This is a genomic window from Paractinoplanes polyasparticus, assembly GCF_019710575.1.
GTDB lineage: Bacteria > Actinomycetota > Actinomycetes > Mycobacteriales > Micromonosporaceae > Actinoplanes > Actinoplanes polyasparticus.
The window spans coordinates 30,491-57,364 of sequence record NZ_JAHWFK010000049.1 but is presented as its reverse complement, the minus strand read 5'-3'; the positions used below and the strand labels follow the sequence as shown (position 1 = coordinate 57,364).

22 protein-coding genes are annotated in these 26,874 nt (G+C 72.0%); 10 read left to right on the top strand and 12 right to left on the bottom strand.

Going from position 1 to position 26,874, the window contains the following annotated elements; genetic code table 11:
• Window positions 1-19: 19 nt before the first annotated feature.
• Genes KXC43_RS39375 through KXC43_RS39355 form a run of 5 tightly spaced genes read left to right on the top strand, consistent with a single transcriptional unit; the run spans window position 20 to window position 8,370 of the window.
• Window positions 20-1,273 (top strand): alginate lyase family protein, encoded by a 1,254-nt coding sequence (locus KXC43_RS39375; RefSeq protein WP_255645607.1) that lies wholly within the window; start codon window positions 20-22, stop codon window positions 1,271-1,273.
• A gap of 11 nt (window positions 1,274-1,284) precedes the next feature.
• Window positions 1,285-3,450, top strand: a complete 2,166-nt coding sequence (locus KXC43_RS39370; RefSeq protein ID WP_221381339.1) for an RICIN domain-containing protein — start codon at window positions 1,285-1,287, stop codon at window positions 3,448-3,450.
• 47 nt (window positions 3,451-3,497) lie between these two features.
• Entirely contained in the window at window positions 3,498-4,928 is a 1,431-nt protein-coding gene (locus tag KXC43_RS39365) for a hypothetical protein (protein ID WP_221381338.1), read from the top strand.
• A gap of 29 nt (window positions 4,929-4,957) precedes the next feature.
• Window positions 4,958-5,740: an FAD binding domain-containing protein gene (locus KXC43_RS39360; protein ID WP_221381337.1), complete on the top strand. Its 783-nt coding sequence runs from the start codon at window positions 4,958-4,960 to the stop codon at window positions 5,738-5,740.
• Complete coding sequence (locus KXC43_RS39355; RefSeq protein ID WP_221381336.1) at window positions 5,737-8,370, top strand: molybdopterin-dependent oxidoreductase; 2,634 nt, start codon at window positions 5,737-5,739, stop codon at window positions 8,368-8,370. The genes KXC43_RS39360 and KXC43_RS39355 overlap by 4 nt, the downstream gene beginning before the upstream one ends.
• On the opposite strand, the gene KXC43_RS39350 is transcribed toward KXC43_RS39355, so the two are convergent.
• From KXC43_RS39350 to KXC43_RS39340, 3 genes are all read right to left on the bottom strand, one after another.
• Window positions 8,309-10,264 (bottom strand): ATP-binding protein, encoded by a 1,956-nt coding sequence (locus tag KXC43_RS39350; RefSeq protein ID WP_221381335.1) that lies wholly within the window; start codon window positions 10,262-10,264, stop codon window positions 8,309-8,311. The two genes, KXC43_RS39355 and KXC43_RS39350, sit on opposite strands and share 62 nt — an antisense overlap.
• A 108-nt stretch (window positions 10,265-10,372) precedes the next feature.
• The gene (locus tag KXC43_RS39345; RefSeq protein WP_221381371.1) at window positions 10,373-12,430 is read right to left on the bottom strand and encodes a transglycosylase domain-containing protein; all 2,058 of its coding nucleotides are present in this window, start codon (window positions 12,428-12,430) and stop codon (window positions 10,373-10,375) included.
• Window positions 12,431-12,578: 148 nt separating this feature from the next.
• A complete protein-coding gene (locus tag KXC43_RS39340; protein WP_221381334.1) occupies window positions 12,579-12,962 on the bottom strand; it encodes a DnaJ family domain-containing protein in 384 nt (127 codons plus the stop codon).
• A 76-nt stretch (window positions 12,963-13,038) separates the two neighbouring features.
• Between KXC43_RS39340 and KXC43_RS39335 the strand changes: the two genes are divergently transcribed.
• Complete coding sequence (locus KXC43_RS39335) at window positions 13,039-13,308, top strand: DUF2277 domain-containing protein (protein ID WP_221381333.1); 270 nt, start codon at window positions 13,039-13,041, stop codon at window positions 13,306-13,308.
• A 30-nt stretch (window positions 13,309-13,338) separates the two neighbouring features.
• Here KXC43_RS39335 and KXC43_RS39330 read toward each other — a convergent pair whose 3' ends face one another.
• The 4 genes from KXC43_RS39330 to KXC43_RS39315 form a co-directional block, all read right to left on the bottom strand.
• Entirely contained in the window at window positions 13,339-14,043 is a 705-nt protein-coding gene (locus tag KXC43_RS39330) for a GntR family transcriptional regulator (protein ID WP_221381332.1), read from the bottom strand.
• Window positions 14,030-14,812 (bottom strand): tryptophan synthase subunit alpha, encoded by a 783-nt coding sequence (gene trpA / locus KXC43_RS39325; RefSeq protein ID WP_308129469.1) that lies wholly within the window; start codon window positions 14,810-14,812, stop codon window positions 14,030-14,032. Before trpA ends, KXC43_RS39330 begins: the two co-directional genes overlap by 14 nt.
• Before the next feature lie 371 nt (window positions 14,813-15,183).
• Window positions 15,184-16,350, bottom strand: a complete 1,167-nt coding sequence (trpB, locus tag KXC43_RS39320) for a tryptophan synthase subunit beta (protein WP_221381330.1) — start codon at window positions 16,348-16,350, stop codon at window positions 15,184-15,186.
• A gap of 88 nt (window positions 16,351-16,438) precedes the next feature.
• Window positions 16,439-17,575, bottom strand: coding sequence for a LolA family protein (locus KXC43_RS39315; protein WP_221381329.1), 1,137 nt, complete (start codon window positions 17,573-17,575; stop codon window positions 16,439-16,441).
• Window positions 17,576-17,678: 103 nt separating this feature from the next.
• Between KXC43_RS39315 and KXC43_RS39310 the strand changes: the two genes are divergently transcribed.
• From KXC43_RS39310 to KXC43_RS39300, 3 genes are all read left to right on the top strand, one after another.
• On the top strand, window positions 17,679-18,341 hold the full coding sequence (locus KXC43_RS39310) for a response regulator transcription factor (protein ID WP_221381328.1): 663 nt from the start codon (window positions 17,679-17,681) through the stop codon (window positions 18,339-18,341).
• Entirely contained in the window at window positions 18,338-19,693 is a 1,356-nt protein-coding gene (locus tag KXC43_RS39305) for a sensor histidine kinase (protein ID WP_221381327.1), read from the top strand. The genes KXC43_RS39310 and KXC43_RS39305 overlap by 4 nt, the downstream gene beginning before the upstream one ends.
• Window positions 19,694-19,772: 79 nt before the next feature.
• Window positions 19,773-20,528, top strand: a complete 756-nt coding sequence (locus tag KXC43_RS39300; protein WP_221381326.1) for a YcnI family protein — start codon at window positions 19,773-19,775, stop codon at window positions 20,526-20,528.
• Window positions 20,529-20,621: 93 nt separating this feature from the next.
• On the opposite strand, the gene KXC43_RS39295 is transcribed toward KXC43_RS39300, so the two are convergent.
• The 5 genes from KXC43_RS39295 to KXC43_RS39275 all read right to left on the bottom strand — a co-directional run bounded on the left by KXC43_RS39295 (window position 20,622) and on the right by KXC43_RS39275 (window position 25,418).
• Window positions 20,622-21,776 (bottom strand): tetratricopeptide repeat protein, encoded by a 1,155-nt coding sequence (locus KXC43_RS39295; protein ID WP_221381325.1) that lies wholly within the window; start codon window positions 21,774-21,776, stop codon window positions 20,622-20,624.
• The gene (locus KXC43_RS39290) at window positions 21,773-22,993 is read right to left on the bottom strand and encodes an AAA family ATPase (RefSeq protein WP_221381324.1); all 1,221 of its coding nucleotides are present in this window, start codon (window positions 22,991-22,993) and stop codon (window positions 21,773-21,775) included. Before KXC43_RS39290 ends, KXC43_RS39295 begins: the two co-directional genes overlap by 4 nt.
• Before the next feature lie 67 nt (window positions 22,994-23,060).
• The gene (locus tag KXC43_RS39285; RefSeq protein ID WP_221381323.1) at window positions 23,061-24,038 is read right to left on the bottom strand and encodes a C40 family peptidase; all 978 of its coding nucleotides are present in this window, start codon (window positions 24,036-24,038) and stop codon (window positions 23,061-23,063) included.
• 124 nt (window positions 24,039-24,162) lie between these two features.
• On the bottom strand, window positions 24,163-25,071 hold the full coding sequence (locus KXC43_RS39280) for a M56 family metallopeptidase (RefSeq protein WP_221381322.1): 909 nt from the start codon (window positions 25,069-25,071) through the stop codon (window positions 24,163-24,165).
• Complete coding sequence (locus tag KXC43_RS39275; protein WP_221381321.1) at window positions 25,068-25,418, bottom strand: BlaI/MecI/CopY family transcriptional regulator; 351 nt, start codon at window positions 25,416-25,418, stop codon at window positions 25,068-25,070. The genes KXC43_RS39280 and KXC43_RS39275 overlap by 4 nt, the downstream gene beginning before the upstream one ends.
• Before the next feature lie 84 nt (window positions 25,419-25,502).
• Here KXC43_RS39275 and KXC43_RS39270 point away from each other — a divergent pair, with 84 nt between their 5' ends.
• Window positions 25,503-26,864, top strand: coding sequence for a cytochrome ubiquinol oxidase subunit I (locus tag KXC43_RS39270; protein ID WP_221381320.1), 1,362 nt, complete (start codon window positions 25,503-25,505; stop codon window positions 26,862-26,864).
• Window positions 26,865-26,874 lie beyond the last annotated feature (10 nt).

Genomic DNA, 26,874 nt, shown 5'->3' with positions numbered 1-26,874 from the left:
CCCACCCCGGGAGATCCCCATGCGCAGACGCGCACTCCTGGCCGCGTTCACGGCACTGACCGCGGCGACCGCCACCCTCGGCGTACGCCTGGCCACTGCCGACGCCGCCACCGAAGCGGCCGCCAACGCTGCCGCCAGAACCGCCGCCGCAAGAACCGCCGCCGACGGAGCCTCCACCCACGCCGCCCCCGCCACGTTCACCCATCCCGGCGTCCTGGTCAGCCGCGGTCAGCTCGACTTCGTCAAGACCAAGATCAGCGAAGGCGCGCAGCCCTGGACGGCCGCGTACAACCAGATGGCGGCCAGCCGGTACGCGTCCCTCTCCCGTACGCCCGCCCCACGGGCCACGGTCGAGTGCGGCTCCTACTCCAACCCGAACAACGGGTGCACCGACGAGCGCGAGGACGCAATCGCCGCGTACACGGACGCTCTGATGTGGTATTTCACGGGCAACGCGGCCTATGCCCAGAAGTCGATCGCGTTGATGGACGCCTGGTCGGCCACCATCCGGTCGCACACCAACAGCAACGCCCCGCTGCAGACCGGCTGGGCCGGCTCGGTGTGGCCGCGCGCGGCCGAGATCATCAAGCACGCGTACGGCGCCTGGCCCAACCAGGCCCGGTTCGCCACCATGCTGCGCACCGTCTATCTGCCCGTCGTCATCGCCGGCAGCAGCAGCAACGGCAACTGGGAGCTGTCGATGATGGAGGCGGCTGTCGGCATCGCCGTCCACCTCGACGACAAGGCCAGTTACGACCGGGCCATCGGCCGCTTCCAGGCGCGCGCGGCGGCGTACGTCTACATCGCGGCCGACGGCAGCCAGCCCAGGTACCCGCCGGTCGGCAGCGTGGACACCCGGGCCGAGCTGATCAGCTACTGGCAGGGCCAGAGCACGTTCGTCGACGGCCTGTCCCAGGAGACGTGCCGCGACTTCGTGCACACCGGCTACGGACTCTCCGCGATCAGCCACGTGGCCGAGACCACCCGCATCCAGGGCGTCGACCTGTGGCCGTCGCTTTCCGAGCGGATGCGGCACGGGCTGGGCTTCCACACCAAGTTCGAGAACGGCACGGCGATCCCTTCGAACATCTGCGGCGGATCCGTGGTCAAGGGGCTCGGACCGGTGAGCGAGGTGGCGTACAACGCGCTCGCCAACCGGCTCGGCATCGGGATGACCAACAGCCGCACCTACACCGAGTCGCGCCGCCCGCAGGGGACGAACAACCTGTTCGTCGCCTGGGAGACGCTCACCCACGCGAACAACCCGGCCTGAGGCGAGGAAACATGAAGCGAAGAATCCTGGCCGCCGCCATCGTCGGCCTGGCCACCACCGCCGTGGGGATCATCGGCGTCACCGCGGCGGAAGCGGCGACGACCGGCACGATCACCAGCGCGGCCAACGGCAAGTGCCTGGACGTGACGAACGGCAGCACGGCCAACGGCAACCAGCCCCAGATGTGGACGTGCTCCCCCGGCGCCAACCAGACCTGGACGCTCGGCGACGACGGCTCGCTGCGCGGCCTCGGCAAGTGCCTCGACGTGGCCAACGGCGCCACCACCGACGGCGCGGTCGTGCACCTGTGGGACTGCTTCAGCGGGCTGACCAGCCAGCAGTGGACCCTCAACGCGGCCCGGGACCTGGTCAACGTCAAGGCCGGCAAGTGCCTCGACATCACGAACAACAACCTGGCCGACGGCGCGAAGTTGCAGCTGTGGACGTGCGGCGGCGGCGCCAACCAGAAGTGGACCATGAGCGGGACCGGAACCCCTCCGCCGACGACCGTGCCGCCGAACCCCGGCAACCCCGACCTCGGGCCCAACGTGACGGTCTTCGACCCGTCGATGTCGTCCGCGACCATCCAGAACCGGCTCAACACCGTCTTCAACCAGCAGGTCGAGAACCAGTTCGGGACGCAGCGGTACGCGCTGCTGTTCAAGCCGGGCAACTACACCAACGACGTCAACGTCGGCTTCTTCACCCAGGTCGCCGGTCTCGGCCTCAATCCCGATCAGGTCAACATCAACGGGCACGTGCACGCCGAGGCCGACTGGTGGCACGACGGATCGCAGAACGCCACCCAGAACTTCTGGCGGTCGGCCGAGGGGCTCAGTGTGACCCCGCCGGACGGGCTGGACCGCTGGGCGGTGTCGCAGGCCGCGCCGTACCGCCGGATGCACGTACGCGGGAACCTGGCTCTCTCCGACGGGGGCTGGTCGTCCGGCGGGTTCATCGCCGACTCGCGGATCGACGGGCAGATCCAGTCCGGCACCCAGCAGCAGTTCCTCACCCGCAACACGCAGATGGGCAGCTGGAGCGGATCGAACTGGAACCAGGTCTTCGTCGGCTCGCCCGGCGCGCCGGCCCAGAGCTTCCCCAACCCGCCCTTCACGACGATCGGCTCGTCGCCGATCGTCGCCGAGAAGCCCTACCTGTACGTCGACCAGGCCGGCGCCTACCAGGTCTTCGTGCCCGCCCTGCGCAGCAACGCGAGCGGCACCACCTGGGCCAACGGCAACCCGGCCGGGGCGAGCCTGCCGATCAGCACGTTCTACGTCGTCAAGCCCGGTGACACCGCCACGACGATCAACGCGGCCCTCGCGTCCGGCAAGAACCTGCTGGTCACCCCCGGTGTCTACAACCTCAACCAGACGCTGAACGTCACCCGGGCCAACACGGTGATCCTGGGTCTGGGCCTGGCCACCTTCGTGCCGACGGGCGGCGTGAACGCGATGCAGATCGCCGACGTCGACGGGGTCCGGCTGGCCGGGGTGCTCTTCGACGCGGGTACGACCAACTCGAACACTCTGCTGCAGGTGGGACCGGCCGGATCGTCGGCCTCGCACGCGGCCAACCCGACCGTGCTGAGTGACGTGTTCGTGCGGGTCGGCGGCTCGATCGCCGGCAAGGCCACGGTCAGCGTCGAGGTGAACAGCGACAACGTGATCGGCGACCACGCCTGGATCTGGCGGGCCGACCACGGCAACAACGGCACGGTGGGCTGGAACGTCAACACCGGCCGCAACGGGCTGATCGTCAACGGCGACGACGTGACGATGTACGGCCTGTTCGTCGAGCACTACCAGCAGTACCAGACGATCTGGAACGGCAACGGCGGGCGGACGTACTTCTATCAGAACGAGATGCCGTACGACCCGCCGAACCAGGCCGCCTGGATGAACGGCTCCACCCGGGGCTGGGCCGCCTACAAGGTCGCCGACTCGGTGAACACGCACGAGGCGTGGGGGCTGGGCAGCTACTGCTTCTTCAACGTCAACCCGTCGGTCGTGGCGGCGCGGGCGTTCGAGGTGCCGGTGAAGCCGGGCGTGCGCTTCCGTGACATGGTGACGGTCTCGCTCGGCGGCACCGGCACGATCACGAACATCATCAACAGCACCGGGCCGACCGTGAACAGCGCCCGGCAGATGGCCCCGCTCGTCAGCGGCCCGTAACCGGCAAACCCGCTCCGCGGTCCGGCACCGTCGATGACCATGAGGACATGCGTCCCCTGCTACGCGCGGAATCGATGGTGCCGGTCGCCGGCCTGGTGACCTTTCTGCTGGTCTTCGGGCTGTTCGGCGGCCCGTCCGACCCAGCGCCGGCCGCGCGCTGGGTCGGGCTGGGCGTTCTTCTGGCGCCCGCGGCCATGGTGTACGCCCAGCGGGGCGCAGCGGCCTGGGCCGCGATCCTCGGCGCGGTGCTGTGGACCCCGCTCGCGACCGGCTTCCCCGCCGTCCTCGCCGTCTGGGTGTACGCGGCGGTCGCCGTCCTGGTCGCCCGCCTCGACGCTGCCCCGGCCCCGCTGCCCGTCCCGCACCGGCGCCCGCCACCCCCGTACGCCCTTCCCCACGTCGCCGCCCCGGCTGAGGTCGGCGGCTTCGTGCTGCTGGTCGCCTCGGCGGCCGGGGTGGTGTGGGTGGGTGTCGACGACGCCGCGGTGCCCTGGCTGGCCGTCACCGTCGCCGCCTTCGGCCTCGGGTGCGCGCTGCTGACCCGGGCCGTCCGGGCCCAGGCCGCGCTGCGCCGCCTGTTCACGGTGCCGCAGCCCGTGCACGCGGTGCGAGCTGTCGAGCAGGAGGGCTACGTGCACGTGCTGCTCCCGTCCGAGGACGGGAGCACGGCCCGCGAGTTCGCCTTCGACGTGGCCGAACCGGAACCGCGGCACGACGAGGACGACGTCCACACCGAGGCCGCGGTGCTCTACGGCGACCCGCGCGAGGGCTCGTGGTGCGCGCTCGAGGTCGGCGAGCGGCTGCACGTGCCGGTGGGCCCGGTCGGCCCGGTCATCGAGGTGCCGTACGACGTGGTCGAGGGCCTGCCGCGCGAGATCGAGGACGACGAGGAGCAACTGGTCGACCCGGACGCGCTGCGCCCGGCCGACCGCGACGCGGACGCCTTCCAGCCCCGCGAGCACCGCATCTCGCCGCGCCGGGCGTGGACGGCCACCGTCGCCATCGGTCTGGGCGCGGCGCTGGCCGCGGCCGAGCTGTGCCGGTTCGCCGGGCTCCCCCGCACCACGCTGATCGTCGTGGCCGCCCTGGCCGCCGCGGCCGGCTACGAGTACGCGTGGCGCTCTCAGCTGCGGCCCCGGCTGCGCTGGCACGTGGGCGGCGTGGCGTCGGTCGGCTTCCGCGAGCGGACCCGGCAGCCGTGGGCGACCGACAGCGCGATCGTGCACGACGACGAGGGGACCGTGGTGCTGACCGCGGGCGAGGCCGTGCTCAACGTGCCCGTGCCGGCGCCGTGGCCGTCACGCTCCCACCAGCGCACGGCCGATCAGCTGGTGGCGGCCCTGCGCGACACCCGCATCCGCGCCCTCGAGATCAGCCCGCTGCCGCCTCCGCCGTGGATCGACGCGCCGCGCCGGCCGGCCGCGCTCTTCCTGCTGTGGGCGGCGACCGTCGCAGCAACGACATCGATCGTCAGGTAGCCGAAACACGACGCGCGTAACGTACGGACGTGGACCTGAACACCGTGGCCGAAGTGATCAGCCCAGCTCAGGTGGGCCAGTGGCGGCCGGGCGACGCGTGGCTGGGCGGCGGCACGGCCCTGTTCGGCGAGCCGCGCCCCCATGTGACGCGGCTGCTCGACCTGACGACCGCGGGCTGGGCCGCCCTGACCTGGCATGACGACGGCTTGGAGGTCGCCGCCACCTGTACCATCGCCGAGCTCGCCGCCAGCGGCAACGACATCGCCGAGAAGTGCTGCCACGCGTTCCTGGCCTCCTTCAAGATCTGGAACGTGGCCACCGTCGGCGGCAACCTGTGTGCCGCGCTGCCGGCCGGGCCGATGATCGCGCTGGGGGCCGCCCTCGACGGCACCGTGCTGCTGCAGGGGCCCGAGGGCGACCGCACGGTGAAGGTGGCCGACTTCGTGACCGGCGAGGGCGCGACCGTGCTGGACGAGGGCGAGTTGCTGCGCTCGATGCTGCTCCCGGCCGGGTCGTTGCGCTCCCGCACCGCGTACCGGCAAGGCTCTCTGCATGCCCACGGCCGCTCCGGGGTGCTGGTGATCGGGCGGGTGACCGCCGACGACGGGCTCGTCGTCACGGTGACCGCGGCGACCAGGCGCCCGTACGTGCTGACCTTCGCCGAGCGCCCCGGGGCCGAGCTGGTGCAGGTGGCGCTGGCCGAGCGGATCCCGGACGACGCCTACGTCGACGACGTGCACGGGCTGCCGGCGTGGCGGCGGCATCTGACCCGGCTCTACGCCGAGCAGGTGCGCGCGGAGCTGGCACCATGATCATAAACGGCGCCGAGCACGACGGCGCGCCCCGGCCCGGCCAGTGCCTGCGCACCTACCTGCGCGAACAGGGCTGCTTCGGGGTCAAGAAGGGGTGCGACACCGGCGACTGCGGCGCGTGCACCGTGCACGTCGACGGCGTGCCGGTGCACTCCTGCGTCTACCCGGCCTTCCGCGCGGCCGGCCGCAGCGTCACCACGATCGAGGGCCTGGCCGGCGACGACGGCCTGCACCCGGTGCAACAGTCGTTCCTCGACGCCCAGGGCTTCCAGTGCGGCTTCTGTACGGCCGGACTGATCATGACGACGGCCGCGCTCACCGAAGACCAGCGCGCCGACCTGCCGCGCGCCCTCAAGGGCAACCTCTGCCGGTGCACGGGCTACCGCGCGGTCGCCGACGCCCTCGCCGGCCGCGTCAATGTGGCCGAGCCCGCCCCCGGCGCGGCGGTCGGCGCCGACCTGGGCGCGCCGGCCGGACCGGACGTGGTGACCGGCCACGCCCGCTACACGTTCGACCTGGACGTCCCCGGCGTGCTGCACCTCAAGGTGCTGCGCTCCCCCCACCCGCACGCCCGCATCCTGGCCGTCCGCACCGAGGCCGCCCTGGCCGTGCCCGGCGTCGTGCTGGTGCTGACCCACGCCGACGCGCCGGCCAAGCTGTTCTCGACCGCCCGGCACGAGCACCCGACCGAGGACCCGGCCGACACCCGGGTGCTCGACGACGTGGTGCGCTTCGCCGGTCAGCGGGTGGCCGCGGTGGTCGCCACCAGCGAGGCCGCCGCCGAACAGGGCTGCCGGGCGCTGGCCGTCGAGTACGAGGTGCGGCCCGCCGTCCTCTCCCCGGCCGAGGCGATGGCCGAGGGCGCGCCCCAGCTGCACCCGCTCAGCGAGGGCAACGTCGTCGCCGAACGGCACGCCGAACTGGGCGACGTCGAGGCCGGTTTCGCCGCGGCCGACGAGGTGTACGAGGAGACGTTCCGGACGCCGCGCGTGCAGCACGCCAGCCTCGAGACGCACGGCGCGGTCGGCTGGCTCGACGACGACGGCCGGCTGGTCATCCGCACCAGCACGCAGACCCCGTTCCTGACCCGGCGCGCGCTCGCCGTCCTCTACGACCTGCCGGAAGACAGGGTCCGGGTGATCGCCGGCCGGGTCGGCGGCGGGTTCGGCGGCAAACAGGAGATGCTGGTCGAGGATCTGGTCGCGCTGGCCGTGCTGCGGCTCGGGCGGCCGGTCCGGCACGAGTACACGCGGGCCGAGCAGTTCACGTCGGCCACCACCCGGCATCCGTTCACGGTCACCGTCAAGGTGGGGGCGCGCGCCGACGGCACGCTCACGGCGCTCGCACTTCGCGTGGTCTCGGACACCGGGGCGTACGGCAACCACGGGCCCGCCGTCATGTATCACGCCTGCCACGAGTCGATCGCCGTCTACCGCTGCGCCAACATGCGCACCGACGCGTGGTCCGTCTACACGAACACCGTGCCTTCGGGCGCGTTCCGCGGCTACGGCCTCGGGCAGGTGTCGTTCGCCGTCGAGTCGGCGCTCGACGAGCTGGCCCGCCGGCTCGGGATCGACCCGATCGACCTGCGCGAGCGCAACGTCGTCGGGCCCGGCGACGATCTGACCGCGCCCGGCGACCACGTCGACGACCTGACCATCGCCTCGTACGGCCTCGATCAGTGCCTCGATCACATCCGTACGGCCGCGAAGTCGCCCGCGGAGCAGGCGCCGGCGGGCTGGCTGGTGGGCGACGGCATGGCGATCACCATGATCGCGGCCGGGCCCCCGGGCGGGCACTACGCGGACGCGACGGCGACGCTGCGGCCCGACGGCGGCTTCGAGATCGCGGTCGGCACGGCCGAGTTCGGCAACGGCAGCACGACCGTGCACGCCCAGATCGCGGCCGACGCGCTCGGCACCACCCCCGACCGCATCACCGTGCGGCAGTCCGACACCGACCTGGTGCGGCACGACACCGGCGCCTTCGCCTCGACCGGCGTGGTCGTGGCGGGCCGGGCGGTGCTGGACGCCGCCCGCGGCCTGCACGCGCTCCTGGTCGCCGGGGCGAAGGGGGCCGCGCTGACCGAGACGGTGCTCAAGGAGCTGGCGGCGCGGGCCGGTCGGCCGCTGACCGCACAGGGGCACTGGGGCGGCAGTCCACGGTCGGTGGCGTTCAACGCGCAGTGGTTCCGGGTCGCGGTCGATCCCGACTCGGGCGAGCTGCGGATCCTGCGCAGCGTGCACAGCGCCGACGCGGGCACGGTTATCAACCCGCTGCAGTGCCGGGGTCAGATCGAGGGCGGCGTGGCCCAGGCGCTGGGCGCGACGCTGGCCGAGCATGTCGACATCGGGCCGGACGGCCAGGTCACGACAGTCGGCCTGCGGCAGTACCACCTGCCGACGTACGCCGATGTGCCGCACACGGAGGTGCTGTTCGCGGACACCGACGACGCCATCGGGCCACTGGGCGCCAAGTCGATGAGCGAGAGCCCGTTCAACCCGGTGGCGCCGGCGCTGGCCAACGCGGTGCGCGACGCGACCGGCGTACGCCTGACCGACCTGCCCCTCACCCGGGACCGGATCTGGTGGGCGCTGCGAGCGTCGGGATCAGCGGCAGAGTCATCGTGAACGTGCTGCCCCGGCCCAGCTCGGAGCGCGCGGTCACCGTGCCGCCGTGGTCGCTGACGATGGTGCGGACGATCGCCAGCCCCAGCCCGTTGCCCTGCACGGCCTGATCCATCGCGTTGGCCGCGCGGTGGAAGGGCGTGAACAGCCCGGGCACGTCGTCGGCGGGGATGCCGATGCCGGTGTCGGTCACCGTCACCATGGCGCGCTCGGCGGTGCAGTCGAGACGGCAGTCCAGGCGCCCGCCGGGCGCGGTGAACTTGACGGCGTTGTCGAGCAGACTGCGCAGGGCCCGTTCCAGTTGGACCGCGTCGCCACGCACCCAGGCCGGCTCGGTGGCCAGCGTGCAGTCCAGCCCCTTGGCCCGCGCCGAGACCTCCAGCGCGGCGTGCACCTCGCCGACCAACCGGGCCAGGTCGACCGGAGCCGAGGCGCCGCCGCGCTCGACGGACCGGTCGAGCAGCAGCAGGTCGGACACGGTGGCTTCGAGCCGGTGCGCGTTGCGCAGGATCGCAGCGACGCCCCGGGCCTGGGCCGGAGTCAGCCCGCGGCCGTGCTCCTCGTCCTCCGCCAGCATCTCGCCGTAGCCGAGAATGCTGGTCAGCGGCGTGCGCAACTCGTGCGTGACGGTGGCGACGAAGACGTTCTTCTGCTCGTCGAGCACCCGCAGCTCGTTGATCAGCCGGGCCTGGCGCAGCCGCAGCCGCTCCTGGTGGGCGGCGTGGTCGATCTCCCGGGCCAGCCCGATGAGCAGCCGCCGATCCTCCTCCGGCCACTCCGGACGGTCCGGCCGCACCACGCAGATCAGGCCGGGCGGGCAGCCGGCGTCGCCGCTGAGCGGAACGACGAGCGCACCCGGCAGGCCGGCCGGGCGCAGCGAGCCGCCGGGCGCGCACGACCGCGCCTGGTCGACGACCGACCGGTCGAGCGGTCCGGCCCCGGCCGGCCAGTCGACCTCGACCGGACGCCCGGCCTGGACGGTGATCCGGCTGTGCACGGACGCGGCGTCCAGCGTCGTGCCGATCAGCTCGGCGATCCGGAGGCCGGCGCCCGACGGCTCCAGCGACTCCTGCAGCTCGTGGCTCACCGCTTGGCGCAGCTCGCTGCGGGCGGCCCGGGCCTGCTCGGCGCTGCGCAGGCGCTCGGTCTCGGCGGCCAGGTCGTTGAGGGTGCCGGCCACCGCGCGCAGCTCGCCCGGGCCGGACGGGACGGCGCGGGCCGACAGGTCGCCGTCGGCCAGGCGGCGCAGCGTGAGCCGGATGTGCTCGAGCGGCACGAGCACGTGCCGCTGATGCAGCAGGGCCAGGCCGAAACCGGCCAGCACGACCAGGGTGGCCAGGCCGGCGAAGAACAGGGCGGCCCATTGGGACCGGGCGCGGGCGGCGGCTCCGGCGCTCCGCTCGTAGCTCTCGACCGCGGCGAACACGTCGGCATTGGCTGTACGGAGGCGGTCGAACAGGTCCTTGCCGCGCAGCGCCCGGGTCCGGTCGGCGTCGGCGACGCCGGCGTTGACGATCGGGATCGCATATCCGTAGAGCCAGTCCTCGGCGGCCCGGCGCTCGAGCTGCAGCAGCCGGGCCGTCTCGTCGTCGAGCGGGTCCGCGTCGAGCCGCTGGAGCGCGCTGAACGCCCCGGCCCGGCCGCTGATGTAGGGCTCGAGGAAGGCTGTCTCGCCGGTGGTCTGGAAGCCGCGGACGCCCGTCTCGGCGTCGGTCATGTACTGCAGCACGGCCCGGTTGGTGTCGCGGGCGACGCCGACGCGCTGGGTGACCTGCTCGTACCGGACGCGCTGGCGCTCGGTGACGGCGAAATGGGCGACGAGCAGGGTGAGGAACAGCAGGAGCAGCGCGGTGAACCCACCGGCCACGCGGTACTTGAGCCGGGCGAGAGCTCTCATACCGGCGCGTCGGGAAGCTCGTGCTCGTGCCGGGCGGCCGGGCGTCGCTGCTCAGTGGCGGCGGTCACAGGCTTCAGTTCGGCAGGAGAGCGCCGCTTCCTGAGCGAATCACCTGCCGTACGCCGTGGTGCCGGCCGGTGGGGTGAAACCGTCGTATCCGGCGTTGCCGACCGCGGCGCGCAACGTTCGCCCGACGGCCGTGACCACGCGCGCCTCGACGCCGCTGCCGACCCGGTCGGCCGGGTTGACCGGGTCGTTGGCGATGCCGGCGGCCGCCACGGTGGGGGTGAAGCCGACGAACGTCTCGGTGCGGTTGTCCTCGGTGCTGCCCGTCTTGCCGGCCACCGCCAGGCCGCCGAACATGCCGGCGACCTGCTCGGCCGTGCCGCCGTCACATTTGCCGTACGCGCTCTGCTGGCCCACCGGGCAGCGGGCGGCATCGGCCGCCGCGCGCGCGATCTCCGGGTCGAGGACCTGCTTGCAGGTGCTGCTGATCGCCGCCCTCCGGCCGTCCGGCGCGGTTACCGAGGCGATCGGCAGCGGCGCGCAGTAGGTGCCGTCGGCTGCCACCGTCGCGTACGCGGAGGCCAGCTCGAGCGGGGTCGTGTCGATGACGCCGAGGGTGAACGCGCCCCACGAGTCCGGGCTCTCGGCCAGCTTCGCGTCGGACGGCGCACTGAAGCTGATGCCCAGCCGCCGGGCCATGGCGACCACGGCTGCCGGGCCGACCTGCTCCTCCAGGTGCACGAAGTACGTGTTGACCGAGCGGCCGAACGCGTCCCACATGGTGCGGTAGCCGTCCATCCAGCCCGGGTTGTCGTTGCCGGGGCAGTACCGGCCCCCGCAGTTGCCGGGCCCGTCGTCGGACCACTCGGTGACCAGCTTCGAGGGTGAGTCGTAGCCGGAGTCGAGGGGCAGGCCGGCTTCGAGCGCGGCCAGCATCGTGAACATCTTGAAGGTCGAGCCGGACGGATAGCCGTTGATGCCACTTCCCCCGCTGACCAGCGGGTTCACGGTATTGGTGATCGATTTCGCGGTGCCGAACCGGCGGTTGACGGCGAGCGCGAGGACCTTGCCGGTGCCCGGCTGGACGACGGCGATCGGCAGGGTCTTCCTGTTGTCGAGCCCGTAGACCTGGCGGGACTGCTCGGCCGCGACCTTCTGCACATCGGGGTCGAGCGTGGTGACGACGGTGTAGCCGCCGCGGCTCAGCGCGTTCTCGCGTTCGGCCCTGGTCGCGCCGAACTGAGGCTGGGCGTCCCACCAGCGTTGGAAGTAGTCGCAGAAGAAGCCCCAGCCGTCCGCCCGCCCGGTGGCGTCGACACATCCGTTGGGCTGGGTGGCGCCCGAGTAGGTGAGCTTCTCGGCGGCCGCCCTGTCATGTTGAATTCGGGTGATCTGGCCGGCCTTGAGCATCGCGTCGAGCACGTAGCCCTGGCGCACCTTGGCCGCGGCCCGGTCGCCGCCGATCGGGTTGTCGGCGTCGGGCGACTGCACGATGCCGGCGATCAGGGCCGCCTGGGCCAGGTCGAGCCGGGCCGGGCTGACGCCGAAGATCCGCCGGGCGGCGGCCTCGATCCCGTACGCGCCGTCGCCGAAGTACACGATGTTCAGGTAGTTCTGCAGGATCTGCTGCTTGGTCAGGCGGCTCTCGAGCTCCACGGCGTACTCGATCTCGCGCAGCTTGCGGCCCGGCGTGTCCTCGATCGCCTGGGCGCGCTCGGCAGCGGTCAGGTTCGGGTCCTCCTTGAGCACGTTGCGCACCAACTGCATGGTGAGCGTCGAGGCGCCCTGACCGGCGCGGCCGCTGCGGGCGTCGGAGACCAGCGCGCGGGCCACGCCCTTGAGGTCGACCCCGCCGTGCTCGTAGAAGCGGGTGTCCTCGGCCGCGACGATCGCCTTCCGCATCACCGGGGCGATCCCGGCCAGCGCGACGTCGTGCCGGTCCTCGTCGTAGAACGTGGTGATCAGAGTCCGGCCGTCGTTCGCGTAGACCCGGGTGAGCTGGGCCGCCGACGGCTTCAGCAACGGGGCCGGAAGCTCGGCACGCTGACGACGGCTCCACTGCGCACCGGAGCGCAGCACCGCCCCGACCGGGATCGCGGACAGCCCGAGCAGGGCTCCGACCAGCACCAACATGCCGCCGAGGCGGGCCGCTCTCATCATCACCACCAAGTCGTTAACACCGATTCCTGAAAGCGACCTGGAATTCGTGACCCCTGGCCGATCTGCCTGCGTGGTGACCCTCACACGCCCGCGGGTGTTCCGGTCGCCGTGCTGCTGATCGTCGCCCTGGCGCCAACGGTCGGTTCGGTCAGCGCCGTTCCCGCCAGGCGGCGACCACGCGGTCGGGGTCGAACGGCCGGAGCACGACCGGCGGACCGTCCATCAGGCCGACGTTGGCCTTGCCGATCCGCTCGTTGAGGTCGTCGACGTGGTCCCGCACCTCACGCTCGGAGCGCAGGCGGTCGACCTTGTCGTCGAGGTCTTCGGTCTCACGCCGCAGGGCGAGGGTGGCCGGGATGACGGCGGCGGTGGCGCCCTCGCGCTCCAGCCAGTCCTTCACCCACCAGTCGTCCTCGTACTCTCCGCCGTGCCCACGGAGTGGCTTGCCCTTCCCGGGCAGATCGTCGAACTCCCCGCGCTCAGCCGCCTCCCGCAGCTGCCGGTCGATCGACGACTCGTACCAGTACGCCATGAGCCCATCGTATTTCGTCGTACCCCTGGCGTAACTTGGCAAGAGTCACACCCCAGCCTTCCGGAGGTCGTCCGCCGTGTGCCGCAACATCCACCAGCTGCACAACTTCGAGCCGCCCGCCACGCGCGACGAGATTCACGCCGCCGCCCTGCAATACGTCCGCAAGGTCGCCGGCAGCACCCGCCCGTCCCAGGCCAACCAGGCGGCCTTCGACCAGGCCGTGGCCACGATCACCGCCGCCACCGCCGCCCTGCTCGACGAGCTGACCACCGCCGCCCCGCCGAAGAACCGCGAGGTCGAAGCGGCCAAGGCCCGCGCCCGAGCCGAAAAGCGCTACGCCAGCTGACGCAAGGCCGGCTGTCGCGGCCCGGTTTCGTTACGCCAGTTGGACCCACTGCATCGAGAGGCCGCTCACTTCGCGCTCGGTGCGGATCTCCATCATGGTGCCGAGGATGGTGGCCCGGTCGGCCACGAGCGCCTGGTCGTCGAGGCCGTAGGTGACCCGCTCGGAGAGGAACGCGGGCGTGCCCACGGGCTGGCGCAGCAGCGCGGCGGTGGCCTGGTCGAGCAGGCCGGGCCGCACGGCCTCGCTCGCCCGGTGGACGGCGATGCCGTGCTCGGCCAGGGCGGCATAGAGCGAGACCCCGCTGAGGTCGGCCTTGGCCAGCTCCAGTCCGTAGACCCAGGAGACCTGGTGCACGGCGGGATGACCGGCGAGCAGCCGCAGACGCTCCAGCCGCACGGCATGGAAGGTGTCGCCGAGATGCGCCGCCGCCCACGCGGGCGGCTGGGCCACGGTCTGCTCGAGGATCTGCGTGGTGACCAGGTGTCCCTGGGCGCGCAGGTCCTCGGCGAAGCCCCGCAGCGAGTCGAGCCGGTAGGCAGCGCGCGGCTCCGCCACGAAGGTGCCACGACCGGGCTGCTGCGAGAGAAGGCCATCGTCCTCGAGCTGCTGAAGGGCCTGCCGCAGCGTCGCCAGCGTGACGCCGTAGCGCGCGCTCAGCTCCTTCTGCGGGGGCAGCGCCGACCCCGGCGACAGCTCCCCGCCCCGGATCTTGGTGCTCAGGTCATCGGCGATCACCCGATACTTCGGCGTACGCGGTGCGGTCAGCGGAAGCCTCCTCGTCTGATGCGTCCAGGGCGCCGCGCAACGCTGCCACCTCAGCCCCCAGCTGCTGCGGCGTCGCCCCGTCCAGCACCCTACGCATCAGGGCCGACCCCACGACAACACCATCCCCCACCCGGCCCGCCGCGGCGACCTGCTCCACTCCCGAGATGCCGAACCCCACCAGCACCGGCAACCGCGCCACCCGCTTGATGCGGGCGACCACGGTGGCGGCGGACGCGGCGAGAGAGTCGCGCTCGCCGGTGGTGCCCATGTGGCTGATCGCGTAGATGTAGCCCCGGCTGCGGGCGGCGATCTCGGCGAGCCGGTCGTCGGGCGTGACCGGGGCGACGAGCAGAGTCAGGTCGATCCCGGCGGCGGCCGCGGCCGCCTCGACCTCACCGGCCTCGTCGAGCGGCAGGTCGGGCACGATCAGGCCGCGGAGCCCCGCCTCGGCGAGCTGCCGGCAGAAGACGGTGGGTCCCGGGCGGAAGACCAGGTTCGAGTAGGTGAAGGCAATCAGCGGGACGCGCACCCGATGCCGCACGGTGTGCAGCTCGCGCAGGATCCCCGCGACGGTGACGCCACGGGCGAGGGCACGGTCGGAGCTCTGCTGAACGGTGGCCCCGTCGAGCATCGGATCGGAGAACGGCAGGCCGATCTCGATCGCGTCCGCCCCGGCGTCCTGCATGGCGAAGAGATACTCGAGCCAGTTCTCGGTCACGCCGGCGGTCAGATACGGCACCAGCAACTTGCGCGGTCCCCGACCAGCGCCGGGCCTCGCCCGTTCCACCAGCGGATCGGGCGTCTCCGGCCGACCGGAGGCGGCTCGGTCGGGCGCACCGGCGGCCCGCCGGCTGTGAGGGCTCCTTGGCTCCGGCGATTCTGCCGCCGGGCGATCGTCCCCTCGGTCTGTCTCGCTCTGCTGCCGGCCGTAGAGGTTGCCCACCGCAGGCCCCCCGTCGAACTCGGGCGACGCCGCGCGCCCGTGGAACCCGCCCACCGCGCGCCCGCCACGAGTGCCGGACGCTTCCCGCAGCGCGGGGGCCGAGGGTTCGTCGAGCCGGTGGTTGGCCGGATGAGCCGGGCCCAGGAGGCTGCGACCAGCGGCGGGGGTCATGCGACTGCTCCCAGGGTGGCCATGTCTTTGTCGCCGCGGCCGGAGAGCGTGAGCACCACGCGGGAACCGGTGGGAAGCAGTGGCGTGCCGGCCTCGCGCAGCACCCAGGCCACCGCCTGAGCCGATTCGAGGGCGCAGATGATGCCCTCGGCCCGGGCCAGGCGCCGGACCGCCGCCACCACCTCGTCGTCTTTCACCGAGTGGTATTCGGCCCGGCCGATGGCGCCGAGGTGGGCATGCTCGGGGCCGATGCCGGGATAGTCGAGGCCGGCGGCTATCGAGGCGGCCTCGGCGACCTGACCCTCCGCATCCTGCAGGACCATCGAGCGGGCGCCGTGGACGACGCCGGGCGCGCCGGACGACATGGCCGCGCCGCCGGCGGCCTCGACGCCGATCAGGCGGGCGGAGGTGTCGGCGAAGCCCGCGAACGTGCCGGCCGCGTTGGAGCCGCCGCCGACGCAGGCCACCACCACGTCGGGCACCCGGGTGACCTGGCGGCGGGCCTCGTCGCCGATGACACGTTGCAGCTCGCGGACCATCCACGGATAGGGGTGGGGGCCGCCGACGGAGCCGAGCAGGAAGTGGGCTTCGTCGACATCGGCCACCCACGCGCGCATGGCCTCGTTCGTCGCGTCCTTCAACGTACGGCTGCCGGTGGTGACCGGGACGACGCGCGCGCCCAGCGTGGTCATGCGCAGGACGTTGAGCTGCTGCCGTTCGATGTCGCGCTCACCCATGTAGACGGTGGCCTCGAGACCGAGCAGCGCGGCGGCGGTGGCCGCGGCGACCCCGTGCTGGCCCGCGCCCGTCTCGGCGATGATGCGGCGCTTGCCCATGCGGCGCGCCAGCAGGCCCTGGCCGAGGACGTTGTTGATTTTGTGGCTGCCCGTGTGGGCCAGATCTTCGCGCTTGAGCAGCAGCTCGATGCCGAGCTCGGCGGAGAGGCGACGGGCCGGGCTCAGCGGGGTCGGGCGGCCGGCGTAGACGGCGAGCAGATCGTCGAGCTCGGACCGGAACAGTGGGTCGGCCCAGGCCGCCCGGAAGGCCGCGGCCAGCGCCTCGCAGGCGGGCACCAGGGACTCGGGAACGAACCGGCCGCCGAAGTCGCCGAAGCGACCGGCGGCCGGCTCATCGATCAAGGCGGAATCGATCAGGGTGGACATGCCATCGCCTCCAAAAGTTCTAGAACTCTCGAAGGCAGTGTTGCATAACGCCGACGAGAGTTCTAGAACTATCTGGTGTCGATGACTGTTACTTCTTGGCAGCCGCCGCGTAGAGCGACTCCGGCGCGACCGCACCGGCGAAGACCCGGCCGTCGTCCGTCAGCAGCACGCTGAAGAGCGATCCGCTGAAGATACGGCCCTTGCCCCAGGCGCCACTGGCCTCCGGCAGCATGCCGAGCAGGCCCTGAGCCTCCGAGGACGACGACGAGGACGCCGACGACGATTCGGCCGGCAGCTTGGCGGTCAGGATCGACGCCCAGCCCTCCCCGATCACCTTCGGCCCGTCGGAGGACGAAGCGCCCGCCGGCGGCAGCGCCTTGTCGTGCTCCTTGGCGGCCTTCTCGGCGTCCTTCTCGAGCTGGCCGACGTTCGACTCGGTCACCTTCGCGCCGGGCGGCGGGTTGAAGGCGAACTGCTGCGCGTCCGGCGTCTCGAAGCTGATCTGCGTGAACGCCACCCGGATGGCCGGGCTGGTCGCGTTCTTGGCGTAGACGTCGACCCGCAGCGGGATGTGCTTCTCGGCGTCGATCGCCAGCCGCACCTGCCCGACCAGCGACTCGGTCGCCTTGGGGCTCAGCACCAGCTCGTACGCGTCCCGGTCGGCGACCTTGGCCGCGCCGGTCGTGGTGACCTTGGTGCTGTCGTCGATCGCCGCCAGCGCCGCGTCCGCCGCGTCCTGCGGCGTCGTGGGCACGCCGGTCGGCAGCGCCTGCGGCTTCTTACCGGCCTCGGCCGGCACCTTCAGGTGCGTCGCCTTGTTGCCCTCGCTCTGCCAGAGCCACACGTCGGAACCGTTGCGGATGACGTCGGTCTCGCCACCGGTGCCGACCAGGGCGAGGCGCGCCCTGTCTTCCCCGGCGTACCAGACCCGCGCGGTGTTGCTGCCCGCGATGAGGCTCACGAGACCGGCGTCGGCCGACGCCCCGTCGGTGATCCCCTGGATCTTGGGCAGACCGAGATCGGCACTCTGCACGATGGTGCCGGACAGTCCGTCGACCTTGGCATTCTGCAGGTCGACGAGCAGTTGAGCCGCGCTGCGCTCGGGCAGCGAGGGGTCGGCGCTCGCCACGATCGTCCCCGCCGCGGCGCCGCCGCCGATGACGACCACTGCCGCAGCCGACGGCACGAGCCAGCGCAGTGCCGGCCTTGACCTGAACACGGACACGATGTCCACCTCCCGTTGATCTGCCACAAGAGTGCGTCATCGCCGCTGTGACCGGGCTGAGAGCCGCCCCTAGGGGTTGCCCCTCGCATGCCAAGGTAATGGGGTGCGGTTGCTGGTGGTGGAAGACGAGGCGCGCCTGGCGGCGGCGCTTCAGCGTGGGTTGCAGGCCGAGGGTTTCGCGGTCGACGTGTCGGGCGACGGGCAGGACGGGCTCGAGATGGCCCGGCACGGCGGCTACGACGCCATGATTCTCGATGTGATGCTGCCCCGGCTGAGCGGCTATCGGATAGTGCGGCAGCTGCGGGCCGAGCAGAACTGGGTGCCCGTGCTGATGCTGTCGGCCAAGGACGGGGAGTACGACCAGGCCGACGGCCTCGACTGCGGGGCCGACGACTACCTGACCAAACCTTTCTCGTACGTCGTACTGCTGGCCCGGCTGCGGGCGCTGCTCCGCCGCGGGGTGCACGAGCGGCCCACGGTGCTGAGCCACGGCGACATCGAGCTCGACCCGGCCGAGCGCCGGGTGACCGTGGCCGGCGCGGAGGTCCAGCTCACGGCGCGCGAGTTCGCGTTGCTCGAGTATCTGCTGCGCCGCCCGGGCCAGGTGGTGAGCAAGATCGAGCTGCTCGACCACGTGTGGGACGCGGCCGACGAGACCGCGCCCAACGCCGTCGAGGTGTACGTGGGCTACGTCCGCCGCAAGATCGGCCGGGAACGCCTGGAGACCGTGCGCGGCGCCGGCTACCGGCTGGCAGCAATGCCGTGAAGCGCCCGAGCGAGATCAGCCTGCGGGCCCGGCTCGTCCTGGTCTCGGTGCTCGGGCTGACCGCGGGGCTCGCCCTGGGCGGGGTCGTACTGGTCGGGGTGCTCAACTTCGCGCTGCTGCGCGCGGTCAACACCGAGGCGCTGGAGACCGCGCGCGGCGTGGCCAAGCTGGTCGACCAGAAGTCGCTGAGCGAGCGCATCGAGGTCAACCCGGCCCTGCAGGTGCAGGTCATCGACGCCCAGGGGCGGGTGCTGGCCCTCTCGCCGGGCGCCGACCGGCTGACGCCGATGCTCTACCCGGACGAGCTGCGCGACCTCGCCGACGGCCAGGTGCGCGACATCCCGGGCAGCCGGATCGGGCTGGTCGGCGGCGGCGCGCGGGTGGTGATGGTGACCGCGGGGCCGCCCACCGACCCGGTGCGGGTGCTGGTCGCACGGTCGACCAACGACCTGAGCCAGGGCGTGCACATCCTGCGGCTGGCCCTGGTGGTGACGTTCCCGCTGCTGATCGCGCTGCTGGCGGTCGTGCTGTGGCGGGTGCTGGGCGCCGTGCTGCATCCGGTCGACGCGCTGCGGGCGGGGGCCGAAGAGATCACCGGGGGTACGCGGGAGGGACGGCTGCCCGTGCCCGAGTCCCGCGACGAGATCCACCGGCTGGCGGTCACCCTGAACGGCATGCTGCACCGGCTCGAGTCGGCCCGGGTGCGGCAGCGCGCGTTCGTCGCCGACGCTGCGCACGAGCTTCGCAGTCCGCTGACCAACATGCGTACGGAACTCGAGGTCTCGCAGCGACTGCCGGACACCGACTGGCAGGCTTTGTCGCACGACCTGCTGACCGACGTCGACCGGCTCAGCCGGCTCGTCGACGACCTGCTGCTGCTGGCCCGCGCGGACGACGGCGGCGGCCGGGCCATCTCGGCGCCGTTCCGCTCGGTCGACCTGGGCTCGCTGGTCGGCGACGTGGCCGACCGCTACCCGTCGGTGACGTACGTGCGGCCGTCGGCGCCCATGGAGGTCACCGGCGAGCCGGACGCGCTGGGCCGCGTGGTCGCCAACCTGCTCGACAACGCCGTGCGGCATGCCAAGTCGCAGGTCCGGGTGACCGTGACGGCACACGGGACGTACCGGCTGATCTCGGTGACCGACGACGGGCCGGGCATCCCGGCGGCCGACCGCGAGCGTGTCTTCGACCGTTTCACCCGCCTCGACGACGCACGGGCCCGGGACGCGGGCGGCTCCGGGCTGGGGCTGGCGATCGTCCGTGAGCTGGTACGACGGCACGGCGGCACGGTCGGGCTGGCCGACGCCGGCCCGGGGCTGCGGGTCGACGTACGGCTGCCCGCACTTCGGTGAAAATCGCCGGGAACTAATCCGCGGCGGGGAGCGACCAACTCCGAATGCCCTGAATCCCCCTGCGGAAGGTTCGACAAGGATGTCCCTCATCAAGCGCTCGGCACTGGTGGGCGCGGCCGTCGCCGGCCTCACCCTGGCCCTGGCCGCGCCGGCCGCCGCCCACGTCACGGTGAACCCCGACACCGCGGCCGCGGGCGGATACGCCAAGGTCACCTTCCGGGTGCCCAACGAGTCCGACACCGACTCGACCACCAAGGTCGAGGTCAGCCTGCCGGCCGACAAGCCGGTCGCCTCGGTGTCGGTCAAGCCGATCACCGGGTGGGACGTGGCCACCACCGTCTCGAAGCTGGCCAAACCGCTCGAGGCGCACGGCGCGCAGATCACCGAGGCGGTCTCGAAGATCACCTGGACCGCCAAGGCCGGCTCCGAGGTCAAGCCGGGCCAGTTCCAGGAGTTCGACGTCTCGCTGGGCCCGCTGCCCGAGTCGGGCGAGATGATCTTCAAGGCGCTGCAGACCTACTCCGACGGCACGATCGTCCGCTGGATCGACGAGCCGACCACCGACGGCACCGAGCCCGAGTCCCCCGCGCCGGTGCTGAAGATCGGCGCCGCGGCCGCCGAGGGCAGCGACACGGCCGCCGCCGCGCCCACTGCGACCGCCGTGGCCGACGCCGAGACCGCGGACGTCAAGGGCTCGGACGGCTCGAGCGCGTTCGGCATCGCCGGGCTGGTCGCCGGCGTGCTGGCCCTGATCGTCGCCATGCTGGCGTACGCCCGATCGGGCCGCCGCCCTGAGCCCGCGACCACGCCGGAGAAGCCCACCACCGGCAAGTAATCGACAAGACGAGGCGTCTCGTCTCGCCACCGCGCGCGAGACGAGACGGTCCGTCTCGCGGAGGCGGCGCCGGAGGGCCCACCGGGGGCGCCGTCATCCGTTGCCGCGAGTGGCGTCTCCGTCTTTCCACGTGTCGCGCAGGTCCTTTTTGGTCGTTCGCCACCACTCATGCAGTTCGTCGGCCCAGTCGCGCAACGCCTGGCGGCTGCCCGGGTCGTCGAGGCCCGCGCCGAGCAACTCGACCATGCTGAGCAGCCACAACACCGGCGTCGCGGCGAGCGCGAGCACAGGCAACGGCCACCAGGCGACCCCCGCGTACAGGGCAAGCAGCAAGACGGCCGTGCCGGTGAGCGCGAGACCCGCGATGCCGGCCCGGCGCATCAGGCGCGGCAACAGACGCAGGCAGCGCCACGGCAGCCGGCCGGCCGGGAGCAGCACCCGGGCCGCGAAGCCGGCCATCACCGCCGCGAGCACCGCCGCCACCAGCCGCGCGAACGTGCCGGCCGGCTCCCACCACCAGGCGCCGATCAGCAGCAGCACGCAGACCAGGGCCGCGCTCGCCGCCAGGCCGCGCCGCAGGCCACTCAGCACGCCGCGGATCGGCCAGGTCATCGACACGATGTCGGCCCGCCCGGGATGGTCGCGGGCCACCTCGCGCAGCGCCCGCATCGAGCGCCGGACCTTCAGCCGCTCGGCGTCCAGCATCGCGGTCAGCCAGCGTCCGTACGCGTTGTCGGGCTCGATCGCCAGGGCCGCCCGCGCCGCCGCCAGGGCCACCTCACGATTGCCGGCGTCCCGCTCCACATCGGCCACCGTGAGCAGCCCCTCGACCGACTGCGGATCGAGCGAGCGCCCGTGCGCAGCCGCAACCCGGGCCGCATCGAACTGTCGCCCCGCAGCCAAGGCTCGGGCCAGTACGAAATGTCCGGATGCCGACGATGGCGAAAGGCGCACCGCCTCGGTGGCCGCCTGAACCGCGTCTCGGGTCCGGACCACCACTATCAGGTTCTCCGCGCGTTCCAGGTGCGCGTCGGCCAGCGTCGGGTCCGCCGCGACGGCCGCGCCGGCCACGGTCAGAGCCCCCGCGTAGTCGCGCCGCAGCCGCAACACCGACGCGAGCAGCGTGAGCAGCCATGCGTCAGCCGGCGCGGCGGCGAGACCCGCCCGGGTGATCCGCTCGGCCTCGGCGTAGTGCCCGACCTCGGCCAGTTTCTGAGCCCGCCAGTACACGTCTGGCGGCGAGCTCACCGCCGGCGCTTCTTGAGGTAGGCGGCCAGGTCGTCGTACTCCCCGGACTCGTTGGCGAACATCGCCACGTTGCGGGCGGTGGCGAACCAGCCGTCGGTGGACGGGCGGATCTCGCGGACCGCGGTCAGCATGTCCTGCTGGTTGATCATGCGGATCTCGCCGCTGGTGATGGAGTCGCGCATGGCGAACTCGGCCGCGGTCTCGCACACGTGGGCCAGGTCGGCGCCCGAGTAGTTCTCGGTGGCGTCGGCCACCCGGCCCAGGTCGACGCCGGCCACCGGGCGGTCGCGCAGGTGGTACTGCAGGATGGCCGCGCGGGCGGGCTTGTCGGGCGGGAGCACCAGCAGCGTACGGTCCAGGCGCCCCGGACGGCGCAGGGCCGAGTCGACGTCCCAGGGGGCGTTCGTGGCGGCCAGCACGAAGACGCCGTCGTTGTTGCCGTCGACGCCGTCGAGCTCGGTCAGCAGCTGGTTGACGACCGTGCGCATCGACGACGAGTTGAGCTGGCTGCGCTTGTGCCCGAGCGCGTCGATCTCGTCGAGGAACAGCACGCACGGCGCGTGCCCGCGGGCCGAGTCGAACAGGTCGTGCAGGTTGCGCTCGGAGCTGCCGATCCACATGTTGAGCACGTCGGTGATCGAGAGCGAGATGAAGGCGGCGCCCATCTCACCGGCCACGGCGCGGGCGAGGAACGTCTTGCCGCAGCCGGGTGGTCCGTACAGCAGCAGACCGCCGCGCAGGGACTTGCCGAACAACGTACGCAACTTGGGGTTCTTCAAGGGGCCGAGGAAGGAGACCTCGAGGCGCTTCTTGACCTCCTGCATGCCGCCCACGTCGGCCAGCGTGACCGTGGACCGCTCGACGTCGAACGTACGGTCCTCGTGCCCCTGCACGGGCTCCGGCTCATGGGAGAAACGCGGCGGCACGATGTCGCCGAGATCCTGTTCCATGGCGGCCCAGTCGACGCTCTGCTGGACCGGGGCGGGCGTGCCGCGAGTCTCCTCAGCCGGGGCGGACTTACCGAGAGCAGACGTCATGAGCTTCTGCGCGGTGACATTGGCCGGCTCGCGCGCCAGCACCTGGGCCGCATGCCCGATCGCCTCGGCGCCCCGGCCCGCGCCCACCAGCAGCTCGGCCAGATGCAGGCGCAGGGTCAGATCATCGGGACGGGCCTCGACGGCCGCGGTGAGGCTGTCGATCAGGGGCGAGTCGCTCATGACAGCGAATTATGCCCGCGCCGCACAGTGAAGGGCCGCCGGGCAGACGCCCGACGGCCCCGTAGCGCTAGCCCGGTCGTCGATAACCCGCGATCGGACCGCGGTCGATCGTCGCCATCCGCACGTGGTCGCCCGTGTGCGGCGCGTGCACCACCATGCCGCCGCCGATGTAGAGGGCCACGTGATGGAGGCTGCCCGGGTAATAGAACACCAGGTCACCCGGTTGGAGCTCGTCCTTGGAAACGGGTCGGCCCTGGGTCCACTGGTCCTTCGTGTAGTGGTCCAGGTGCACCCCGACACTCGCCCACGCCTCCTGGGTCAGACCCGAGCAGTCGTACGAGTTGGGACCGGCCGAACCGAAGACGTAGGGCTTGCCGATGAGGTCGCAGGCCTTCTGCGCGGCCCGGCCACCCTTGTCGTTGGTGTAGTCGACGGGGCACGGACCGAGCCGGAACGGCCCGTCGTTGACGTCGGCCGTGCCGTAGGCCTGGATGCGCAGCTTCTGCAACGAGGTGATCTTCGACTCGATGGCGGTCTTGCGCTTGGCCAGGTCGACGTCGCGCGCGGCGACCGACTTGGTGACCACGTCCAGGTCGGCCTTGGTCGCGGTCAGCTTGTCGCGCAGCGCCGCCACGTCCGCGACCTGAGCCCGCTGGTTGCGGGCCAGCTGGTCGAGGTAGAGCAGCTTGTCGGTCAGCCCGGTCGGGGAACCGGTGACCAGCAGCGCGTTGACCGCGTTGGGCGCGCCCTGCTTGTACGCGTCGATCGCCAGCCCGCGCACCTGCTGCATGGCCAGGTCGACCTTCACCTGGAGCGGCGTGATCTGGGCGGCCAGCTTCTTCTGCTGAGCCCGGTTCTTGATCAGCTTGCTGTGCACGTCGTTGTACTGCTCGATGACCGGCTCGAGCTGGTTCCACTGCTTGTCGATCTGCGCCTCGACCGTTCCCGGTGAGGGGGTTGCCTGCGCCACGGCGGGGCCGGAGAAGATGACTCCGGCCGCGGCGAGGGCGCAGATCAGGCTGCGCACTACTGCGGCACGACGCACGGGGGTGTGGTGTCCTTTCTTCCCTCGGCCGCCGGTTCGACGATGGGGGCTGGCGGACCGGGGAACACCGTACTCCCGATCATGCGAAGACTGAAGCCACACCCCGGTGCTCTACGCAGCGTGACTACAGGGGCCACGCTTCGAGGGCCCGGTCGAGCCAGGGCACCACCAGAATCACGGTGGGTAACACCAGCAGACCCACCGCGCAGACCACCACGAGCGCGTTCAGGGTGACGGACGGATTGTGCGACGCCGACAGCCGGGCCAGCCGGCGACGGCGTGCGTCACCCCTGGGGTCGGGCTTCACGTCCTCCGACAGGGGGATTGCGTCGGACAGCCGCTCGAGCGCGGCCCGCAGCGGACCGGCGCCGACCCGGCGGCGAGCGACGTCGTCGGCGATCATCTCGAGCAGCAGGTGGACGGCGTCGAGCGGCAGCCGGCTGCGCAACGGCCGGGGCACCGCGCGGTAGAACGCGGTGAACGACTCCATGACGACCTCGTGCCGGTGCCGCAGGTGGGTCTGCTCGTGGGCGAGCACGGCGTCGACCTGCTCGCGGTCGAGCACCTGGAGCACGCCGTGGCTGAGCACCACCCGCGGCTCACGGCCGGGCACGCAGTACGCCAGCGGCAGCGGCCCGTCGAGCACGCGCAGGTGGTCGGGGCCCAGCTCGCGGTGCTGCTCGGCCCGGTCGAGCAGGTCGACCAGCAGGCGATGCCGGGCGCGGCGGGCCCGTGACCGGCGGCTCACCCCGATCAGCGACAGCAGGAGCCGCACGATGATCACGGCGGCCACCACAAGCGCGCCGATCACGGCCACCTCGGCCACCGGGCGGCCGGAGCCGGCCGCGCGGGTGACCTCCTCGGGGGCGGCCAGCACGACGCCGAGGGCGGCCAGGACGGCGGTCAGGGTGATCGACTGCCAGAGCACCACGGCGGCCACCGGAGCCCGGTCGGGCCAGCGCGCGTTCGCCAGCAGACTCGGCACGACCAGCGAAAGGGTCAGGCCGAGCGCACCCAGCAGAAGCGCCGTCACCGCTTCTTTTGTGCTGCTTCGATTGCCGCCGCCAAGGCGTCGGGCGGGAGCTGCCCGACGAAGTACGCGAGCGCGGCGTCCTGATCGGCGCTGGAGGTCAGCGCGTCGAGCATCACGGACGCGGTCATCTCTTCCCGGGTCTGCGCGGGAACGTACCGATAGGCACGGTCCGCCTTCTGCTGGGTGACCACGCCCTTCTTGGCCAGCCGGTCGAGCACGGTCATCACCGTCGTGTAGGCCAGATCGCGCTGACGGCTCAGGCGCTCGTGCACCTGCCGCACGGTGAGCGGCTCACCGGCGTCCCACAACTGCGTCATGACCTCGCGTTCCAGATCTCCGAGAGCCATGTGACCGAGCATACCGCCTCTACTGCGTAGCGTCGTACTACGTGACGTAGTATCTACTACGAGACGTCGTAGAGGGGCACCCACATGGACGTGCTGGACTGGACACGCCTGCAGTTCGCGGTCGTGACGATCTACCACTACTTCTTCGTCCCGCTGTCGATCAGCCTGGCCGCGAGCGCCGCCGGCCTGCAGATCGCCTGGCTGCGGACCAAGAAAGAGCAGTACCTGCACCTGACCAAGTTCGTCGGCAAGATCCTGATCGTCACGTTCGCCGTCGGCGTGGTCACCGGCCTGGTCCAGGAATTCCAGTTCGGTCTGGGGTGGAGCGCGTTCGCCCGCTTCTACGGCGACGTCTTCGGGCCGACCCTCGCCATCGAGGGGATGCTCGCGTTCTTCCTCGAGGCGACGTTCCTCGCGCTCTGGTATTTCGGCTGGGACAGGCTGCCGCGCGCGATCCACACCGCCTGCATCGTCATCGTGGCGGTCGGCACGCTGCTGTCGGCGTTCATCATTCTGGCCGCCAACTCCTTCATGCAGAACCCCGTCGCGTACGCCCTGGACCCTGTCACCGGGCGGGCCCGGCTCACCTCGTTCACCGAGCTGATGCTCAACAAGGTCAACCTGGCCGCGTTCCCGCACACCATCTCGGGAGCGATCATGGTGGGCGGCGCGCTGCTGCTGGCGCTCGGCGTGTGGCGGCTCGCGGCCGACCCGGCGTACCGGACCCTGGCCCGTCTCGGCGCCTGGCTGACACTGACCGGCGGAGCGTTGACGGCGCTCACCGGCGACCACCTGGGCAAGGTCATCACCGAGGTGCAGCCGATGAAGATGGCCGCGGCCGAGGCGCTCTACGCCACCACCGCCGGCGCGCCGTTCTCGGTGTTCGCCACCGGCAAGCCGCTGCCCGAGTTCTCGCTCGAGATCCCCTGGCTGCTCTCCATCCTGGCCAAGGGCAACCCCGGCGCCACCGTGCAGGGCATCGACGACCTGCAGGCCCAGTACGCGGCGGAGTTCGGGCCCGGCTCGTACGTGCCCATGATCCCGGTCGCGTTCTGGACGTTCCGCCTGATGATCGGCGTCGGCATGCTGGCTGCCGCCGTAGCGGCCTACTACCTCTGGCGTACGCGCAAGAGCCGTAACGCTCCCCGCTGGCTGACCCGCTGGTTGCCGCTCATTCCGCTGCTGCCCGCCGCGGCCAACACCTTCGGCTGGATCTTCACCGAGACCGCGCGGCAGCCGTGGATCGCGTTCGGCATCTCCAAGGTCGCCGACGGCATCTCCCCCGGGCTGACCAGCTCCGAGGTGATCACGTCGCTGGCCGGGTTCACCGTCATCTACGGGGTGATCGCCGTGGTCTGGCTGCGGCTGGTCCGCCACCTCGCGCGACAGCCCCTGGCGCCGGCCGCTGCCGCCGCCGACAAGCCCGAGCCCGCACCCGTCTACTGAGGAGCCCTGA

Bases quoted from the DNA above. Each gene is read 5' to 3' on its own strand.
- KXC43_RS39290 (WP_221381324.1), bottom strand. From the start codon at position 22,993: ATGAGCGACTCGCCCCTGATCGACAGCCTCACCGCGGCCGTCGAGGCC.
- KXC43_RS39345 (WP_221381371.1), bottom strand. From the start codon at position 12,430: ATGATGAGAGCGGCCCGCCTCGGCGGCATGTTGGTGCTGGTCGGAGCC.
- KXC43_RS39275 (WP_221381321.1), bottom strand. From the start codon at position 25,418: ATGGCTCTCGGAGATCTGGAACGCGAGGTCATGACGCAGTTGTGGGAC.
- KXC43_RS39300 (WP_221381326.1), top strand. From the start codon at position 19,773: ATGTCCCTCATCAAGCGCTCGGCACTGGTGGGCGCGGCCGTCGCCGGC.
- trpB (WP_221381330.1), bottom strand. From the start codon at position 16,350: ATGTCCACCCTGATCGATTCCGCCTTGATCGATGAGCCGGCCGCCGGT.
- KXC43_RS39365 (WP_221381338.1), top strand. From the start codon at position 3,498: ATGCGTCCCCTGCTACGCGCGGAATCGATGGTGCCGGTCGCCGGCCTG.
- KXC43_RS39340 (WP_221381334.1), bottom strand. From the start codon at position 12,962: ATGGCGTACTGGTACGAGTCGTCGATCGACCGGCAGCTGCGGGAGGCG.
- KXC43_RS39270 (WP_221381320.1), top strand. From the start codon at position 25,503: ATGGACGTGCTGGACTGGACACGCCTGCAGTTCGCGGTCGTGACGATC.
- KXC43_RS39370 (WP_221381339.1), top strand. From the start codon at position 1,285: ATGAAGCGAAGAATCCTGGCCGCCGCCATCGTCGGCCTGGCCACCACC.
- KXC43_RS39350 (WP_221381335.1), bottom strand. From the start codon at position 10,264: ATGAGAGCTCTCGCCCGGCTCAAGTACCGCGTGGCCGGTGGGTTCACC.
- KXC43_RS39355 (WP_221381336.1), top strand. From the start codon at position 5,737: ATGATCATAAACGGCGCCGAGCACGACGGCGCGCCCCGGCCCGGCCAG.
- KXC43_RS39375 (WP_255645607.1), top strand. From the start codon at position 20: ATGCGCAGACGCGCACTCCTGGCCGCGTTCACGGCACTGACCGCGGCG.